The 18,006-nt window shown below is 33.3% G+C and carries 19 protein-coding genes, 1 tRNA gene and 1 other annotated feature; of the genes, 14 read left to right on the top strand and 6 right to left on the bottom strand.

Features of this window, described 5'->3' with window-relative positions:
• Positions 1–2: 2 nt before the first annotated feature.
• From feoB to ACT8VG_RS00085, 4 genes are all read left to right on the top strand, one after another.
• A complete protein-coding gene (feoB, locus tag ACT8VG_RS00100; RefSeq protein WP_444194971.1) occupies positions 3–2,126 on the top strand; it encodes a ferrous iron transport protein B in 2,124 nt (707 codons plus the stop codon).
• 6 nt (positions 2,127–2,132) lie between these two features.
• A complete protein-coding gene (locus ACT8VG_RS00095) occupies positions 2,133–2,480 on the top strand; it encodes a heavy-metal-associated domain-containing protein (RefSeq protein ID WP_187011630.1) in 348 nt (115 codons plus the stop codon).
• A 29-nt stretch (positions 2,481–2,509) separates the two neighbouring features.
• Positions 2,510–2,701: a FeoB-associated Cys-rich membrane protein gene (locus tag ACT8VG_RS00090; protein ID WP_006505524.1), complete on the top strand. Its 192-nt coding sequence runs from the start codon at positions 2,510–2,512 to the stop codon at positions 2,699–2,701.
• A 104-nt stretch (positions 2,702–2,805) separates the two neighbouring features.
• Complete coding sequence (locus ACT8VG_RS00085) at positions 2,806–2,922, top strand: rubredoxin-like domain-containing protein (protein ID WP_022425517.1); 117 nt, start codon at positions 2,806–2,808, stop codon at positions 2,920–2,922.
• 76 nt (positions 2,923–2,998) lie between these two features.
• Here ACT8VG_RS00085 and ACT8VG_RS00080 read toward each other — a convergent pair whose 3' ends face one another.
• Together ACT8VG_RS00080 and ACT8VG_RS00075 are read right to left on the bottom strand one after the other, a co-directional pair.
• Complete coding sequence (locus ACT8VG_RS00080; protein WP_444194970.1) at positions 2,999–3,391, bottom strand: hypothetical protein; 393 nt, start codon at positions 3,389–3,391, stop codon at positions 2,999–3,001.
• Entirely contained in the window at positions 3,384–3,668 is a 285-nt protein-coding gene (locus tag ACT8VG_RS00075) for a DUF2089 family protein (protein ID WP_444194969.1), read from the bottom strand. The genes ACT8VG_RS00080 and ACT8VG_RS00075 overlap by 8 nt, the downstream gene beginning before the upstream one ends.
• A gap of 221 nt (positions 3,669–3,889) precedes the next feature.
• Here ACT8VG_RS00075 and ACT8VG_RS00070 point away from each other — a divergent pair, with 221 nt between their 5' ends.
• The 10 genes from ACT8VG_RS00070 (at position 3,890) to ACT8VG_RS00025 (ending at position 13,692) form a co-directional block, all read left to right on the top strand.
• Entirely contained in the window at positions 3,890–4,318 is a 429-nt protein-coding gene (locus ACT8VG_RS00070) for a hypothetical protein (RefSeq protein ID WP_217106739.1), read from the top strand.
• 98 nt (positions 4,319–4,416) lie between these two features.
• Positions 4,417–4,622: a binding site (T-box leader), on the top strand.
• 118 nt (positions 4,623–4,740) lie between these two features.
• Positions 4,741–5,964 (top strand): argininosuccinate synthase, encoded by a 1,224-nt coding sequence (locus ACT8VG_RS00065; protein ID WP_295091025.1) that lies wholly within the window; start codon positions 4,741–4,743, stop codon positions 5,962–5,964.
• A gap of 11 nt (positions 5,965–5,975) precedes the next feature.
• Positions 5,976–7,358, top strand: a complete 1,383-nt coding sequence (argH, locus tag ACT8VG_RS00060) for an argininosuccinate lyase (protein ID WP_195921119.1) — start codon at positions 5,976–5,978, stop codon at positions 7,356–7,358.
• On the top strand, positions 7,342–8,379 hold the full coding sequence (gene argC, locus ACT8VG_RS00055; RefSeq protein WP_202976633.1) for an N-acetyl-gamma-glutamyl-phosphate reductase: 1,038 nt from the start codon (positions 7,342–7,344) through the stop codon (positions 8,377–8,379). The genes argH and argC overlap by 17 nt, the downstream gene beginning before the upstream one ends.
• 10 nt (positions 8,380–8,389) lie before the next feature.
• Positions 8,390–9,604 carry a bifunctional glutamate N-acetyltransferase/amino-acid acetyltransferase ArgJ gene (gene argJ / locus ACT8VG_RS00050; protein WP_217106736.1) on the top strand — a complete coding sequence of 405 codons (1,215 nt, stop codon included), beginning with the start codon at positions 8,390–8,392 and terminating at the stop codon, positions 9,602–9,604.
• Entirely contained in the window at positions 9,604–10,458 is an 855-nt protein-coding gene (argB, locus tag ACT8VG_RS00045; protein ID WP_006506234.1) for an acetylglutamate kinase, read from the top strand. The genes argJ and argB overlap by 1 nt, the downstream gene beginning before the upstream one ends.
• A gap of 71 nt (positions 10,459–10,529) precedes the next feature.
• Positions 10,530–11,498: an N-acetylmuramoyl-L-alanine amidase gene (locus tag ACT8VG_RS00040; protein ID WP_444194968.1), complete on the top strand. Its 969-nt coding sequence runs from the start codon at positions 10,530–10,532 to the stop codon at positions 11,496–11,498.
• Between the two features lie 118 nt (positions 11,499–11,616).
• Positions 11,617–12,456 (top strand): tRNA 2-thiocytidine biosynthesis TtcA family protein, encoded by an 840-nt coding sequence (locus ACT8VG_RS00035; RefSeq protein WP_040390032.1) that lies wholly within the window; start codon positions 11,617–11,619, stop codon positions 12,454–12,456.
• Complete coding sequence (locus tag ACT8VG_RS00030; protein ID WP_006506238.1) at positions 12,456–13,139, top strand: tRNA threonylcarbamoyladenosine dehydratase; 684 nt, start codon at positions 12,456–12,458, stop codon at positions 13,137–13,139. The genes ACT8VG_RS00035 and ACT8VG_RS00030 overlap by 1 nt, the downstream gene beginning before the upstream one ends.
• 4 nt (positions 13,140–13,143) lie before the next feature.
• Positions 13,144–13,692, top strand: coding sequence for a DJ-1 family glyoxalase III (locus ACT8VG_RS00025; RefSeq protein WP_006506239.1), 549 nt, complete (start codon positions 13,144–13,146; stop codon positions 13,690–13,692).
• Positions 13,693–13,754: 62 nt separating this feature from the next.
• On the opposite strand, the gene ACT8VG_RS00020 is transcribed toward ACT8VG_RS00025, so the two are convergent.
• The 4 genes from ACT8VG_RS00020 to ACT8VG_RS00005 form a co-directional block, all read right to left on the bottom strand.
• A tRNA-Glu gene (locus ACT8VG_RS00020) sits at positions 13,755–13,830 on the bottom strand.
• Positions 13,831–13,878: 48 nt separating this feature from the next.
• Positions 13,879–14,277, bottom strand: a complete 399-nt coding sequence (locus tag ACT8VG_RS00015) for a hypothetical protein (protein WP_022425527.1) — start codon at positions 14,275–14,277, stop codon at positions 13,879–13,881.
• A gap of 238 nt (positions 14,278–14,515) precedes the next feature.
• On the bottom strand, positions 14,516–16,177 hold the full coding sequence (locus ACT8VG_RS00010; protein WP_432273945.1) for an ABC transporter ATP-binding protein/permease: 1,662 nt from the start codon (positions 16,175–16,177) through the stop codon (positions 14,516–14,518).
• On the bottom strand, positions 16,170–18,006 hold a 1,837-nt coding region (locus ACT8VG_RS00005), incomplete at its 5' end, for an ATP-binding cassette domain-containing protein (protein ID WP_444194967.1). The genes ACT8VG_RS00005 and ACT8VG_RS00010, both read right to left, overlap by 8 nt.

The following is an 18,006-nucleotide window of genomic DNA, read 5'->3' as shown; positions in this document are numbered from 1 at the left end:
TTATGAAGATAGCGTTAGCGGGTAACCCTAACTCTGGTAAAACAACGTTATTTAATGCACTGACAGGGAGTACTCAGTATGTTGGTAACTGGCCAGGGGTTACGGTTGAAAAGAAAGATGGGAAACTAAAAGGTCATAAGGATGTGACTATCCAGGATTTACCTGGTATTTATTCATTATCTCCTTATACACTAGAAGAAGTTGTTACAAGAAGATATTTAATTAATGAAACACCTGATGCAATCATTAATATTATTGATGGTACAAACTTAGAAAGAAACTTATATTTAACTACTCAGTTAGCTGAATTAGGTATTCCAATGGTTTTAGCTGTTAATATGTATGATATCATCGAAAAGAAGGGTGATAAGATTGACTTAGATCAGTTAGGTCAGTTAATTGGCTGTAAAGCAGTGACTTTATCAGCATTAAAGAATAAAGGAACTCAGGAAGTGGCTGAAGAAGCAATTAAACTTGCACATAACCATAAAGTATCAGAACATCCTCATGTATTTGTTGGTTCAGTAGAACATGCTTTGGCACATATTGAAGAATCAATTGAAAATAAAGTAGATGCATCTAAGTTAAGATGGTTTGCAGTTAAGGTATTTGAAAGAGATGAAAAGGTATTGGCTGAACTTAAATTGGATCAGGCAGTATTAAATGAAATCGAAGGTCATATTGCGGATTGTGAAAAAGAAATGGATGATGATTCAGAATCTATTATCACAAACCAGAGATATACATTTATTAAGAATTCTATTAATAAGGTTCTTACAAAGAAGAATCCACATCAGACATTATCTACATCAGATCAGATTGATAAGATTGTCACTAACAGATTCTTGGCTTTACCAATCTTCGTATTAATTATGTGGCTTGTTTATTACATCTCAGTATCTACAGTAGGTAGTTGGATGACTGACTGGGTGAATGATGTATTATTTACTGAAATCATTCCACCTGCAGTAGAAACTTTCCTTAAATCAATTGGTTGTGCAGCTCCATTAATCAGCTTAATCAAGGATGGTATTATTGGTGGTGTTGGTACAGTATTAGGTTTCGTACCACAGATGGCACTTATCTTCTTATTCTTAGCTATTCTTGAAGATTCAGGATATATGGCAAGAATTGCCTTCATTATGGATAGACTATTACGTAAATTCGGTTTATCTGGTAAATCATTTATCCCTATCTTAATTGGTACAGGATGTGGTGTTCCAGCCGTTATGGGTACACGTACTATTGAAAATGAAGCAGATAGAAGAATGACTATTCTATTATGTACATTTATTCCTTGTGGTGCGAAGACTGTTATTATTGGTATGATCAGTTCAGCATTCTTCCCAGGTAACACTTGGATTGCGCCAGCAATGTATTTCTTAAGTATTTTAGTTATTATCTTATCAGGTATCGCATTAAAGAAGACTCGTTTCTTTGCCGGTGATCCAGCACCATTCGTAATGGAATTACCAGCATATCACCTTCCTACTTTTAAGGGTGTATTTATCCATGTATGGGAACGTGCAAAAGCATTCATGATTAAAGCGGGTACTATTATCTTTAGTATTTGTATTGTAGTATGGTTATTATCTACATTTAACTTCTCATTCCAGATGGTTGATATTGAAAACTCAATGTTAGCATCTATTGGTCATGTATTTGCAACATTATTCGCACCAGTAGGTATTGAAAACTGGAAAGGTTCAGTAGCTGTTATTTCAGCATTAGCTGCTAAGGAACAGGCTGTTTCTACTATCTCTATCTTAAATCATATGGGTGATGCAGATTCAGGTGCTAAGGCAATTCATGCTATGGTGAATACATTCTCTGCAATGGGTGGTTTCTCATTCATGATCTTGAACTTATTCGATCCACCATGCTTTGCCGCTATTGGTACAATCATGAGAGAAATGGGTTCTAAGTTCTGGGGATGGTTCGCAGTATTATACCAGATGGTATTAGGTTATGTATTAGCTATGATCACTTATCAGTTAGGTTCATGGTTATTCTATGGTGCAACATTCGGATTAGGTCAGATTCTATCAATCGTATGTATTCTAGTAATGATCTACTTCATTGTAAGACCAGCACCTAAACCAGAATTAAAGACACAGAGAGCTTAATCAATTATGGGTAACATCATAGTTGCGGCTATTGTTGTTGTGTTGCTCATTATAGGTGTTCTTCACTACAAGAAGACATTACAGTCAGGATGTTGTGGTGAACACGATCAAATAAAGAAAATAGGTACGAGGGATAAGGATAAAAATCTTTATCCCTATCGTACTACTCTTCATATTGACGATATGTTCTGCAAGAACTGTGCAGCAACAATAGAAAACGCATTTAATCAACATAAAGAATATCTTGCATCAGTAAACATGAATAAGAAAGAAATCACTATTCTTTCTATGAATCAACCTGATCTAGAAACATATAAACAGATGATCATCAAACTTGGTTATACGCCAAGATAATTGTATAATAGAAGCAAGGAGGAGATAGTATGGGTACAATTATAGTAAGTATTTTATTAGTAATCTGGATTTGTCTTGTCCTTAGAACTATATATAAAAATAAGAAAAAAGGCATAGGTGTATGTGGCCATAATTGTAATACATGTGGTACAAATGATCTATGTCATGCTGATCTCTATAAAATGTATCGTGAAGAGATGCGTAAAGAAGGACACGCTTAGTGTTCTTCTTTTTTTTTAGTTTGAGCATATTTATTGAATTATATCTCAAAAGGACTATAGTATAAGTAGTAATAATTACTATATACTAAAGGAGGAATTCTGATATGAAATGGGTATGTAAAGTATGTGGATATGTGTATGAAGGTGATGAATTACCTGAAGATTATGTATGTCCACTATGTGGTGTAGGACCAGAAGAATTTGAAAAAGTAGAAGAATAATATTATTCTTAACAGTAAAAGAGGCTGTAACGTTTAAGGTTATCTATTCGTTACAGCCTTTTTTCTTAGTATTAATTTAAAAGAGTTCTTTTGCTCTCATACGCTTCAATTCAGTATGTGTACTTTTCTTATGTCTGCAATAGAAGTAAATACCTAGCATAACAAAGTTTCCAGCATTGATAGACACAATAGTATATACAATGCTTGTTGTTGTAAGAGAGTGGTCTCTTAATGCGGTAGATGTTTTGTCTGAAGAACTTTCTACCACTTTACCTGTTTCTGTCATCAGAGATTGAGTCGTTTCAATTTTATTATGGGTTGGTATGAATCCAAATGCGAATATGAGTGAACTCGCAAAAATAACGATTGGGATAATCAAACCAAGTAACCTATTATCCTTTTTCGATAAAAATATTTGTAGTCTTATAATTGCGATTAAAATAATCACACCAATAATAGTTCTAACCATTTTTTGATTTCTCCTTTATTTTCTTATACTCTGTAATTAAATTCTTAGCAACATCAAATTCTATATCTTCATCGATGACATATCTTTTGATCAACTCTACAAATTCATCGTTATCTGTTTTATCTTCAGCTAACTTGATCTTATCAATCAATTTATTTAATCTGACTCTTACTGTTGGATAAGTAACACCATATAACTTAGCAACTTCTTTTAAAGAACCTGAAGCGAGTATAAATCTTTTGATAAAAATCATATCTTCATCATCCAAATTTTTCATCCACATAGGGACAGTATCCATAATTATCACAGCTTTTTGTAATATAACATATTTATATTTTAAATAAAAGATAAATAATTTAATAATGTTAAAGTGTATGTTTAATAAAATTAAAAATACTCCTAGTTTTTTAATCATTATGTAAGTGTTGTGTATTTTGATTAGGTTTGATTTATTTCGTTGTTTGATATGATATAGTAGTGTGGAATGGAGAGGTGAATATGAAGAAAATATTAATTTTATTAGTGACAATGATGTTATGTGCCTGCTCACCTGCAGAACCTATGTCACTCAAAGACAGCTATGGACAGTACAAACAAGAGAAAATCGTATATGCGAATAAGAAGGATTACATAAAGAAGAAGGATGCTTATAATGCGTATCTTGTTTATGTAATCAATAAAGATGCATGTACATTTGAAAGTGATTTAAAGTATCAGAATATCCAATATAAGAAGGTTGAACTATCAAAAGATGAGAAAGAAAAAGTTCCTGAAGCACTCATCAAATACAACCTTTATGAAGGTGAAAAACAGTTAGGTATTGCGGTTTATTTAGGTGAAGAAACTGTTTATATTTCTAGCTATGATCAATATGATGGCAGTCCTGTATATATTGCGAAAATGAAAAAAATCACAAAGAAGAGTTAAAATTTACGAAAAACAGAAAATAAATAATTTTGTTTATATTTAAAGAAAAAATATTGACAAAGTAAAAAAGTGATTGTATTATAAACCCAAGTTAAATAAACAAATCGATGAACGAGAAGAGTATCTTACAATCACCTACAGCGAGATGACATAGAGTGGAAGGTCATCAGGGAGATATAAGAGAAACGCACTTGGGAGAGTCTGTTGGAATTGAGTATAACAGAACGTGAATCTGCGTTAATGAAGAGGTGGTTTGTATGATACAAGCAACTAGAGTGGTACCGCGTTTATATACGTCTCTGGATTAATCCAGAGGCGTTTTTTGTTTATTAAAGGGGTGTTTGATATGAAGGAACGACGATCTAGTTAAGTAGTAAAACAATAAAACAATAAAACATCAAACATTAAAGGAGAAGAAAATTATGGAAAAGAAAACATTTAAGAAAGTTGTATTAGCTTATAGTGGAGGATTAGATACTTCAATTATCATTTCTTGGTTAAAGGAAAATTATGGTTGTGAAGTTATTGCAGTTGCTGCTGATGTGGGACAGGGTGCTGGAGAACTTGATGGTCTTGATGAAAAGGCTGCAAAGACAGGTGCTTCTAAATATATTTGTGTAGATTGTAAACCTGAATTCGTTAAGGATTTCTGTTTTGAAGCAGTTAAAGCCAATGCATTATATGAAGGTAAATATATGTTAGGTACTTCTCTTGCAAGACCAATTATTGCGAAGAAGTTAGTAGATATCGCTTTAGAAGAAGGTGCAGATGCAATCTGTCATGGATGTACTGGTAAAGGTAATGACCAGGTAAGATTTGAATTAGCTATTAAAGCATTCGCACCAGATATGCCTATTATCGCTCCTTGGAGAGAATGGGATATTAAATCAAGAGAAGAAGAAATCGAATATGCTGAAGCAAGAAAGATTCCTCTAAAGATCAACAGAGAAACAAACTACTCTAAAGATAAGAACTTATGGCATTTATCACATGAAGGTTTAGATCTTGAAGATCCAGCTAATGAACCTAAGTATGATGAAATCCTAGAAATGGGTGTTTCACCAGAAAAGGCACCAGATGTTCCAACATATATCACTTTAACTTTTGAAAAGGGTGTAGCTGTCGCATTAAATGGTGAAAAGCTTGAACCAGTAGAAATGTTAGCTAAGTTAAATGAAATCGGTGGTGCGAACGGTGTTGGTATCGCAGATATGGTTGAAAACAGACTTGTTGGTATGAAGTCAAGAGGTGTATATGAAACACCTGGTGGAACTATTTTATATGCAGCACATCAGAACCTAGAAGAAATTACTGTAGATAAAGAAACACAGCATTTCAAACAGCAGTTAAGCTTAAAACTTGCTGATAATATCTATAACGGTCAGTGGTATACACCTCTTACTGAAGCATTACTTGCATTCGTAGATAAGACTCAGGAAAACGTAAATGGTGATGTTAAACTTAAATTATATAAGGGTAATATCGTAGGTGCTGGTGTTACATCTCCAGATACATTACATGATTTACAGACAGCATCATTTGATGAAGATGATGATTATGATCAGTATGATGCTAAAGGATTCATCACATTATATGGTTTACCAATCAAGGTAAAAGCTAAGTTAGATCAGAAGAAAAAGAAATAGGAGTTTAAGATATGGTATTGTGGAAAGGTAGATTTTCTAAAGAATTAAATCATGAAGTGAATGCATTCAATTCATCTCTTTCATTCGATCATCGTATGTATAAACAGGATATCAGAGGATCTCTTGCTCATGCAAAGATGTTATGTAAACAGAGTATTATTGAAGAGAAAGATTATGAAGAGATTGTAGAAGGTTTAAATGCAATTTTAAAAGAGATTGAAGAGGGTACACTCCTCTTTGATCCTGAAGCTGAAGATATTCATATGTTTGTGGAAAGTGAACTCACAAAACGTTATCCAGTGGCTGGTAAAAAACTACATACAGGACGTTCTAGAAACGATCAGGTTGCATTAGATCTTCGTTTATATGCACATGATGAAATTCTAGAAATCAAGAAAATGTTAGTGAACCTGATTCATACATTAACAGATTTAGCTGAACATAACCTTGATACAATCATGCCAGGATATACACACTTACAAAGAGCACAGCCTATTACTTTTGCACATCATTTAATGGCTTATGCATCAATGTTTTTAAGAGATATTGATCGTTTAGAAGATGTTGATAAGAGACTCTATGTATCACCTCTAGGAAGTGGTGCGCTTGCAACAACAACTTATCCATTAGATAGACCATTTGTGGCAGAAGAATTAGGTATGCATGATATTATGTATAACTCTTTAGATGGTGTCAGTGATCGTGATTATGCGATTGAGTTATCAAGTGCCTTAGCCACAATCATGATGCATTTATCAAGATTTTCAGAAGAAGTGATTCTATGGTGTTCATGGGAATTCAAATTCATTGATCTTGATGATGCCTATGCAACAGGTTCTTCTATTATGCCTCAGAAGAAGAATCCAGATATTGCTGAATTAGTAAGAGGTAAGAGTGCAAGAGTCATTGGTGATGTGAATACATTACTTACAATGATGAAGGGACTCCCTCTTGCTTACAATAAAGACATGCAGGAAGATAAAGAAGCTTTATTTGATGCAATTGATGAAGTTAAGCTTTGTCTTCCAGTCTTTACAGATATGATGGCAACTATTACTGTTCATAAAGATAAGATGAGAGATGCTGCTGCAAGAGGATTTATTAATGCAACAGATTGTGCAGATTATTTGACTAAGAAAGGTATGCCATTTAGAGATGCTTATAAGATTACTGGGGAACTTGTAAGATATTGTATTGAACATGGAGAAACATTAGAAACACTTCCTCTAGATGTTTATACAGGTTATACAGATATGTTTGGTGAAGATGTTTATCAGGCTATTTCATTAGAAACATGTCTTAACAACAGAGCAGTTGTTGGTGGACCTTCTCCTAAAATTGAGATGGAGAATATTCATAGAATCAATCAGAAAGTGAGTGGATATTGTGATTAAAGCAGGTATTATTGGTGCAAGTGGTTATGCAGGATGTGAACTATTAAGAATCTTATTAATGCATCCTGAAGCAGAAGTAACGGCTATTTCTTCACATAGCTATACTGGTAAGAAGATTTATGATCTTTATCCTAACTTCTATCAGGTATGTGATTTAGAGTTTATTGAAGATACAGAAGTCATTGAGAAAGCAGATATTATTTTTGCATCTCTTCCTCATGGCTTATCTGAAAAGTATGCCAAGACATGTGTAGAAAAGGGTAAGAAGTTTATTGATTTAGGGGCTGATTTCAGACTTGATAAAGAAGAAGATTATCAGAAATGGTATGGTTTAGATTATAACTTACCAGAACTTCATAAGAATCAGGTATATGGTTTACCTGAAGTCAATAGAGATAAGATCAAGGATGCTACTATTATTGGAAATCCTGGTTGTTATCCTACAACTATTACTTTAGGTCTTTATCCATTATTAAAGAATAAGCTCAATGTATCACAAAAGATCATTATTGATTCAGCATCAGGTACAACAGGTGCTGGTAAGAATTTAAGTGATGGTATGCATTTCCCAAGATGTAATGAATCGTTCCATCCTTATAAAGTAGGTGTACATAGACATACACCAGAAATTGAACAGGAATTAAGTAAGATGAATGAAAAAGATGTACATATCACATTTGTCCCTCATTTACTTCCTGTAGACCGTGGTATTGTTTCTACTATTTATGTTCCTGTAGATAAGTCTTTAGAAGAAATCTATGAAACATATGTAGAAGCATATAAGGATGAACAGTTTGTAAGAGTATTACCTCTTGGACAGGTTGCAGACTTAAAGTTTGTGAAAGCATCTAACTATTGTGATATTTCATTACATATGGATGAACGTGATCATACATTAATTGTAGTGTCTACGATTGATAATATGGTGAAAGGTTCTGCTGGTCAGGCAGTACAGAATATGAATATTATGTATGGACTCGATGAGAATACAGGTTTAAATCTTGTCGCTCCATCATTCTAAGGAGGATGTTATGAAAGATATACTTGGTGGTGTATGTGCACCAATAGGATTTAGCGCAAATGGTATTCATGCAGGAATGAGAAAGAATAAATCTAAGAAGGATTTATCTCTTATTGTGAGTGAAGAGTTATGTACAGCAGCTGCAACATATACACAAAATAAAGTAAAAGGTGCTCCTTTGACAGTTACAAAGCAGCACTTAAAGAATGGTCGTGCAAGAGCTATTATCTGTAACTCAGGTAATGCGAATACATGTAATTCAAATGGTATTGAGCTTGCAAATGAAGTATGTGCTTTAACTGCGAAGGAATTAGGTTTAAAGGAAGATGATATTATTGTCGCTTCTACTGGTGTTATTGGTCAGCCTATGTCTATTGATCCTTTTAAAGATCATATGAAAGAACTTGTAAAGGGATTAAATGTAGATGGGTCTCATGATGCATGTTATGGAATCATGACAACTGATACACAGCCTAAAGAATATGCAGTAGAGTTTAAATTAGGTAATGCAAAGTGTCATATTGGGGCTATCGCAAAGGGTTCTGGTATGATTCATCCAAATATGGCAACAATGCTTGCCTTTGTCACAAGTGATGCCGCTATTTCTAAAGAATGTCTAGAAGCAATGGTACATGAAGTTGTAGATGATACATTTAATATGGTCAGTGTTGATGGGGATACATCTACTAATGATATGTTATGTGTATTATCAAATGGTATGGCACAGAATAATAAGATTGTCTTAAAGGATCAGTCTTATAATATTATGAAAGATGCGTTATATCATATTTGTGAACAATTATCTCGTGGTATTGCGAAAGATGGTGAAGGAGCAACTAAACTTCTTACATGCAATGTCAAGAACGCGAAGACATTACAGGATGCCAAGATTGTCGCAAAGAGTGTAATCACTTCTACTTTATTTAAAGCAGCGATGTTTGGTAGAGATGCGAACTGGGGTCGTATCTTATGTGCTATTGGTTATTCTGATGCTGATTTAGACATCAATAAAGTATCCGTGACATTGGCTTCATCTGCAGGAGATATTCATGTTTGTGAGAAGGGCATGGGTGTGATCTTTGATGAAGACAAAGCATTAAAGGTCTTATCTGAAGATGAGATTGATATCAATATTGATTTAAATGATGGTATGTGGGATGCAACAGCATGGGGCTGTGATCTTACTTATGATTATGTGAAGATTAATGGGGAATATAGAACATAATGGAAGAAAGAGAAATATATCGAGCAAAAATCTTATCTGAAGCTGTTCCTTATTTACAGGAATACAATGGTAAGACAGTAGTAGTAAAATATGGTGGAAATGCGATGATCAATGAAGAATTGATGAACAATGTCATTTCTGATATATGTCTAATGACTTTAGTTGGTATTAATGTCGTATTGGTTCATGGTGGGGGCCCTGAAATCAATAAGGCATTAAAACGTTCTGGTATAGAATCAAAGTTTATTAATGGGTTACGTTATACTGATGAAGAAACAATTGATATCGTACAGGAAGTATTAGCGGGTAAAGTCAATAAGAATCTTGTAAAGCTAATAATGAATGGGGGAGGCCGTGCAGTAGGTCTTTGTGGTATTGATAATAAGTTGTTAGAGGCGAAGAAGATTAAAGACGAATTAGGTTATGTAGGCACTGTTACACAGGTAAACAATGAAATCATTAAGGATGCAATCAAGAGTGGTTATATTCCAGTTATTGCGTCTATCGCAATGGATGATGAAGGTAATAGTTATAATGTCAATGCAGATTATGCAGCAGCAGCTATTGCGGATAGTCTAGAAGCAGAAAACTTGATTGTAGTTAGTGATATTCCTGGTTTATTAAGAGATCCTCATGATGAAAAGACATTAATTCCAGAGGTATCTATCCAGGATGTAGAAAACTTAAAAGCAGAAGGTATTATTGCAGGAGGTATGATTCCTAAAGTGGATTGTATTACTCATGCATTAAAAGGCAATATGTCAAAAGCAGTCATTATTGATGGTCGTATTCCACATTCTATTCTTATTGAAATATTATCTAAGGATGGTAGTGGTACACTATTCACAAGATAACAGAGTTACATCTGTTATCTTTTTTTTACCTCTAAAATAGTATATTATTAAAGATAAGGAAGGGTGAAACGATGAAAAGATTATTATGCTTATTATTATGTAGTATATTGTTTGTAGCATGTGGTACTACAAAAGAGACAAAAAAGAAAGATACTGCAGTAGTAGAGAAACAAAAGAAAAAGGAAGAGGAAGCTAAGAAATTAGAAGAACAAAAGAAAAAGGAAGAAGAAGCTAAGAAACTAGAAGAACAGAAGAAACAGGAAGAAGAAGCAAAAAAACTAGAAGAACAGAAACAAATAGAAGAACAGAAAAAACTAGAGGAACAGAAGAAAGCTGAAGAACAGAAAAAAGCTGAAGAAGCTAAAAGACAGGAAGAAGTAAAAAGACAACAGGCACCTGTTGCGATAAATAATAATGTGGTTGCTATTGATGCAGGACATCAGGCGAGAGGTAATTCACAATTGGAACCTATTGGGCCTGGTGCTTCAACACAAAAGGCTAAGGTCGCAGGTGGAGCAACAGGAACTGCCACACGTATTCCTGAATACCAGACAACTCTTAATGTAAGTTTGAAACTAAGAGATGTTTTACAGTCTAGAGGGTATAAGGTTGTCATGATTCGTACAACGAATGATGTAAATATTTCTAATAGAGAAAGAGCTGAAATGGCTAATAATGCAGGTGCTGGTGCTTTTATTAGATTACATTGTGATGGTATTGGTAATAGTGGTGTCACTGGTGCAAGTGTACAGGAACCAGCTAATGGAAATCCTTATATGAGTGCAGGTAATGTATCTGCTTCACAATCTTTAGGAAGAACAGTACTTAATCACTATTGCAGTACTACAGGTATTAGAAATAGAGGAATGGCTGCACGTAATGACTTAAGTGGAATCAACTGGTGTAAGACACCTGTCTGCTTACTTGAGATGGGATTTATTTCTAATGGTGATGAAGATAGAAAGTTAAACAACAGTGATTTCCAGCAGAAAATTGCGGAAGGTATTGCGAATGGTATTGATGCGTATTTTGGTCGATAATAATTGCATTTATGCCTATTAACTGTTTATAATGTTTCTTGATAAGGTTATCCTTAGAGGATAACCTTGAATTTTAGAGTATATTCCTATGTATTTAGTAGGAACTAGAGGTGAAACGATGGATAACATTAAAGCGATAGAACGTAGTATTATTACAAACTTTAGAAAACCTTTATGGCGTAGATTTATTAAGGGTATTCAGGATTATGAATTAATTGAACCTGGTGATAAGATTGCGGTATGTATTTCAGGTGGAAAGGATTCAATGCTTCTTGCAAAGTTATTACAGGAATTACAGAGACATGGTAAGTTTCATTTTGATTTAGAGTTCATCTGTATGGATCCAGGCTATAATCCTGCCAATAGAAAATTGATTGAAGAGAATGCAGAAAAGCTAGGTATTCCTATTCAGTTCTATGAATCAGATATATTCAATGTTGTACATGGAATAGAAAAGAACCCTTGTTATTTATGTGCAAGGATGCGTAGAGGGTTCTTATATAATAGAGCACAGGAATTAGGATGTAATAAGATTGCGTTAGGACATCATTATTCTGATGTCATAGAAACAATATTAATGGGTATGATGTATGGGGCTCAGATCCAGACTATGATGCCTAAACTTCATAGTAAGAACTTTAAAGGTATGGAATTAATCCGTCCTATGTATTTGATTCATGAAGAAGATATTATTGCCTGGGCTGAGAAGTTTAATTTAAAGTTCTTACAGTGTGCATGTCGTTTTACAGAAGAGTCTGAAGCACGTGGAGAAATTGAACATACATCTAAACGTGCAGAAACTAAGATGTTGATTAAGAAACTAAGAGAAATCAATCCTAAAGTGGAACAGAATATCTTTAAGAGTGTAGAGAATGTAAATCTTAAAACAATTATTGCCTATACTGACTGGGATGAATCAAAGAAGAGTTTCTTAGATTTCTATAAGGAGCAGGACTAATGGATGATCAGTTTACAAGATTAAGATGGGTAGCAGGTAATGAGTCTATTGATATCATGAAGACTAAACATGTTGCAGTGTTTGGCTGTGGTGGTGTTGGAGGCTATGTCATTGAAGGACTTGTTCGTTCTGGTATAGGAACAATTGATGTATTTGATCATGATACAGTGGATATCACAAATCTCAATAGACAGATCATTGCCTTACATTCTACAGTAGGTAAGAAAAAAGTAGATATTATTAAAGAACGTATGTTAGATATTAATCCAAATTTAAATATAAATACGTTTGATACATTTTATTTACCAGAGAATGCTGATACAATAGACTTATCTCAATATGATTATGTAATTGATGCAATTGATACAGTAACTGCAAAGATAGAATTGATTAAGAGATGTACAGAATTGAATGTACCTATTATATCTTCTATGGGTACAGGAAATAAGCTTGATCCTTCTCACTTACAGATTACTGATATATATAAGACAAAGATTGATCCTCTTGCGAAAGTAATGAGAAGAGAATTAAAAGCAAGAAGAATTAAGAAGTGTTTAGTTGCTTATTCAGATGAGATTCCTGCAAAGACAGGACAGAGAACACCGGGTAGTAGTGTGTTTGTGCCAGCGAGTGCAGGATTAATGATTGCAGGATATGTGTTTCAATCATTGATAGGAGGATAGTAGTATGGCTAAAGTTGCAGTTTTAATGGCAGATGGTTTTGAAGAAGTAGAAGCCTTAGGTGTAGTAGATATCTTAAGACGTGCAGAAGTGGATGTAGACACTGTTTCTATTAAAGAGGAGCAGGTTGTCATTTCTTCTAGAAACATTCCTGTACGTGCCGATAAGACACTTACAGACATGGATTATTATGATATGATTGTGATTCCTGGAGGAGCAGGTGCATGGACCTTAAGAGATGATGATCGTATTATTTCACTCATTAAGAAATATGATCATGAAGAAAGATATATTGCCGCTATATGTGCAGGACCTATGGCTTTAGGTAAAGCAGGTGTAATCACTAATAAGAAAGTCACTTCTTATCCAGGAGAAGAAATTGAAAGCTATTTAAAAGCAGGTAAATATGTTGAAGAAGAAGTGGTTGTAGATGGTCATATTATTACAAGTAGAGGACCAGCCACAGCATTTGCGTTTGCCTATAAGCTTTTAGATGTATTAGGTATTGATTCATCAAGTCTTAAGCATGGAATGTTGTATGATTTATACAGATAGCCTTTGTGCTATCTTTTTTTAATGCAAAAAAAAACGATCCCGAAGGATCGTAGTATTTAATATGGTGACCGGTACGGGATTCGAACCCGTGAATGCATGCGTGAAAGGCATGTGAGTTAACCGTTTCTCCAACCGGCCAGCGGAATTGAGTATATCATAGGAGAAACGAATACGTCAATAGTTATTTTAATATTTTGATAAGGAAAATGCAGAAATTTTTTTGTCTTTAAAGGTAAACTTAATTTGTATATTCTTCTCTTTATATTTATAGGTTATAGTACCTTTTCCGTTATTGTAATGGTTAGAAGTAGGAGAAGAATAAGTATGCTTTACTGTAGAATAATCAGTCCCAACAGTAATATTATTCTTAAGTTTATACTTCTTAGTAAAGAGAGTGATTGTTTGGATTTTTCCATCCTTTTCTGAATATTGAATATTAGAATCAAATAAAGCATCTGACATCTTTGATGCACTCACACCAGGATAAACCTCTTTATTCTTATAAATGACTGTATAGTCCTTTATATCAGTTTGAGCACTACATGCACATAATAAGAGACATAGTAATAATAGTATCTTCTTCATATGTATACCTCCTTGTCTTTATATTAGAACTTTAATAAGAAATTGCAAGAGAAGTTTGACAGGGAGTAACTATCGTCTAGTAGAGTGAAGAAAAAGGGGCTGTAACGCTCAAGGTAGTAGTAAATTCTATCTATTCGTTACAGCTCCTTTTTTTGAACTATTAACTTTTGGAACAACTCTTTATATATTTTGCTTGTCTCTTAAAAGAAGAGATGGTTGATTGTTTCAATTTAGTTGATCACTTATTATAATTGGGTTGATCAAGTCTTCCAACCTTATGAATGCATAGTGTAGTAATAAATTCTTCTAGTAGAATGCTGAAGAACCATAATAAGCATGCATAGAGAATAATAGGTATATGCATCATGAAAGTCATAAAGATACTTATGATTAGTAGTATGATTAAATAGAATACGTAGTAGTAAACATAATCATATCGTGCAAGAGATTTTAACTCTTTAATACTTAATCCATTCTCATATAGGAAGAAGTATTCATCCTTATTGGAATCAATCGTCTTTTGACGATGGTAGACAAGAATAATCAACATGATAATAAATATCGCACATATCAGCATCATTAAACTATTCATCATTCTAGAATTAATCTGAGTGAGGTGATCAAGATTCACATTAGAATATACTGTTAAGTGAGGATCAATATCATTGATTTGTGAAAGAATACTAGATATATATTGTGCATCATCCACACTCACAAGTAACATCTTTACATCATTAATCTCAAAGTATTTCCTATATATAGTTTCAGGAAGATAGAGTACATCATCTCCTTGAGAAGAAATAGTATTCTTTTTGTTTATGTAGGATGAAACATGAAAAGTATGATTGTTGATGGTGATGTCCTTACCTAAATTCTTGATTGTATGAGATGCTTTGATTGTATCACCGGTATAAGATTGTACAATTAAAGTATCAGTCACTGTTTCATAGAATGGAGTGATATGAATATGTTCTATTTCATTGAGGTCTCTTCTTATATCCATTCTAATGGGCTCAGTAATAGAATCATAAGCATACTTACTGTTATTTCCGTAATAGAGGCGTACATCTAATAGTTTCTCTTGTATCGCATTGATCTCATGTGAGTAGTATGTACGATATCCTAATATACCTATAGTCATAGAAAGAATCAAACCAAAGAGTATATATAGGATTTTAGAAGAACGTATAAGATGTTTCTTGTAGTAAGATAAATAGTTTTGTGGTTTTCTAGTAATAGAAGTCGTTTCTAGTTCTTCTATCATACTCTTTTTGATAGGTACTATTTTATGATTCTGAATCTCATAGAGATCATCTGCATAATCAAGAATACGTTTATCATGAGTTGCGATAAGAACGCATACTGGATGTGTATGAATATAATCGCTAAGTAGTTCTATTAATAACTTGCAGTTAATAGAATCTAGAGAAGCTGTTGGTTCATCTAAAAGAAGGAGAGAAGGGTCTTTCATTAATGCAAAGGCGATAGCTGCACGTTGTCTTTCTCCTCCTGATACATGATCAGGTGTCTGATTGAGTAGATGTTCTATCTTCATAGAACATAGAATATCATTCATTCTAGTTTCGTTATATTCCTGCCCGGAGAGTAGGAATGCGAATTCCATATTCTCTCTAATGGTCATGTTATTGAATAATGTACTTTCTTGATGTACATAACCAATCTTTTCTTTCCTTGTAGTAAGAGGGTCATCAATAGAATGACCCTCCATTAAATAATCACAGGCTAAAGGGGCTACAAGTCCTAATTGATTCAATAAGGTTGTCTTACCAGTACCACTTTTTCCTTTGATTGTAGTAATGCTGTTGTTAGATAAGGTGATGCTGGCATCATCAAAGATTACTCTATCAAATGTGATAGAAAGATGTTTAATATCAATCATGATCCGTACTCGTTATCATTATTTTATTTGTAATATAGAAGACTAATGTAGTCACAACAGCACTTACTAAACCTATAATCATCTTGATTGAATTGTTTACTAACGCAAACTCACTTGATGAGAATAGTCTTAAACAGAAGGAAAGAAGAACAGTTATAAACAGGAATGACGACATAAACTGTATATCAACCATATGGATGGATTGAATCTGTTTCTCATTTAAATCAAGTTCCCTATATCTTATATATTCTCTTGATTTATTATAGAGGATTAAGAAAACGACATAAGCAATAAGACCAACAACAGTATAGATGAGAATCATAGTCTGAGTATTCTTAGAATCCTTTTGACGCATCTTTGCTGTTTGTTTGTAATCATCACTCTCTATATAAGTAACGATGTTTGGAGATATCTTATTGAGCCCATTTCTTACCTGATCTACATAACTTGCATTTTCACACTCAATTGCATAAGTTGCAGGAACATAATCAACAATATGTTCATTTAGATCTTCATATAAACTAATTGAAACATTAGTTGTACGATATTTATTTATAATAGAGTTCGCAAAGTCATTGTTTAAATAGACTTTTAATGCGTTATTTCCTGTGAAGTCATCCTGATCTTCATTTGATTTGATGACACCATAGATTTTAATAGATACTCTTTTCTTCTGATAAACAGGATGTCGTTCAATTACATCATAAGATTTTTTCTGTAATCCATTTTGATCACCATATCGCATAGTGCCATTATATTCAGTAGAACATACAGGTACACCTATATCCATTTTCATGGTTATAGGAAAATCTGAATCAGTCAATTCTAACGTTTTCATAAGACCTTCGCTTATATAATTTTTGCTTTTATTACCAAATTGACCCTTTATATAACTTGATACAACAACATTATCATCAGCAGAATATTCTCTACCCTTGACTGACATATATGCAATTAAATTATCATCCTTGTCATTTCTTGTATCATAATTACGAGTTGGGAACTGATAATAGCTTGTTATACTTTTAACTCCTTTGACAGATTGAATAGATTGTATTTCTTGAGGAGTCATAGAAAATCCTTGGTCATATTCCATGAATCTATAACCAGAAGGTAATTCATTTCTTGTAATGTATTCCTTGCCAGTATAGATAATTTTACTAGTCAAGTTATCCATCATAGATGCTGTATTCTTGTTTGTCATGTATAGTTCTATACCAGAATATAAACTCATATTAATAATAACTAAGCACAACAAAGCATATAAGAGGATGCTGAACTTTTCTTTCTTACTTTTTACATGTGCAATTCTTTTGGGAGTAAATTCATGAGTCACTGAAAGTGGTTCGCCAGTACTTTCATTATCTTTGATACGAGTAAATTGAAGATTATCAATTAAATACTTAATATCCAAATACTCATCAAATTCTTCGTCATGAATAGTAAGAATAATAACACGGTCATGACTATGCTCCTTTAATAATTTCATAATGGAATGTTTATCTTCGTAATCTACAGAAGATAAAGGCTCGTCTAATATAATACAAGGACTATTAGAATAAACACTTAAGGCTATCATTATTCTTTTCTTTTCACCTAAGGAACAAGAATCATATTTCTGTGATAAGCTGGCTTTAATATTTAAACTGTTGAATAGTTCATCTATTGTATTTTGATTATGTTCTCTATTATATATAGATTCTATTAATTCAAATTGCTGCGCAATAGTAAGGTCTTTTTTTAATAATGCATCCTGGTTTCCATAGAATATAGAAGTGGCATTATTCACAATAGAGTCTAGATGAATATGTTTAGATATAATTTTTAAA

The organism is Catenibacterium sp. (assembly GCF_052354645.1).
In the GTDB taxonomy this organism is placed as follows: domain Bacteria; phylum Bacillota_I; class Bacilli_A; order Erysipelotrichales; family Coprobacillaceae; genus Catenibacterium; species Catenibacterium mitsuoka_A.
This window is presented reverse-complemented; position numbering and strand designations above follow the sequence as displayed.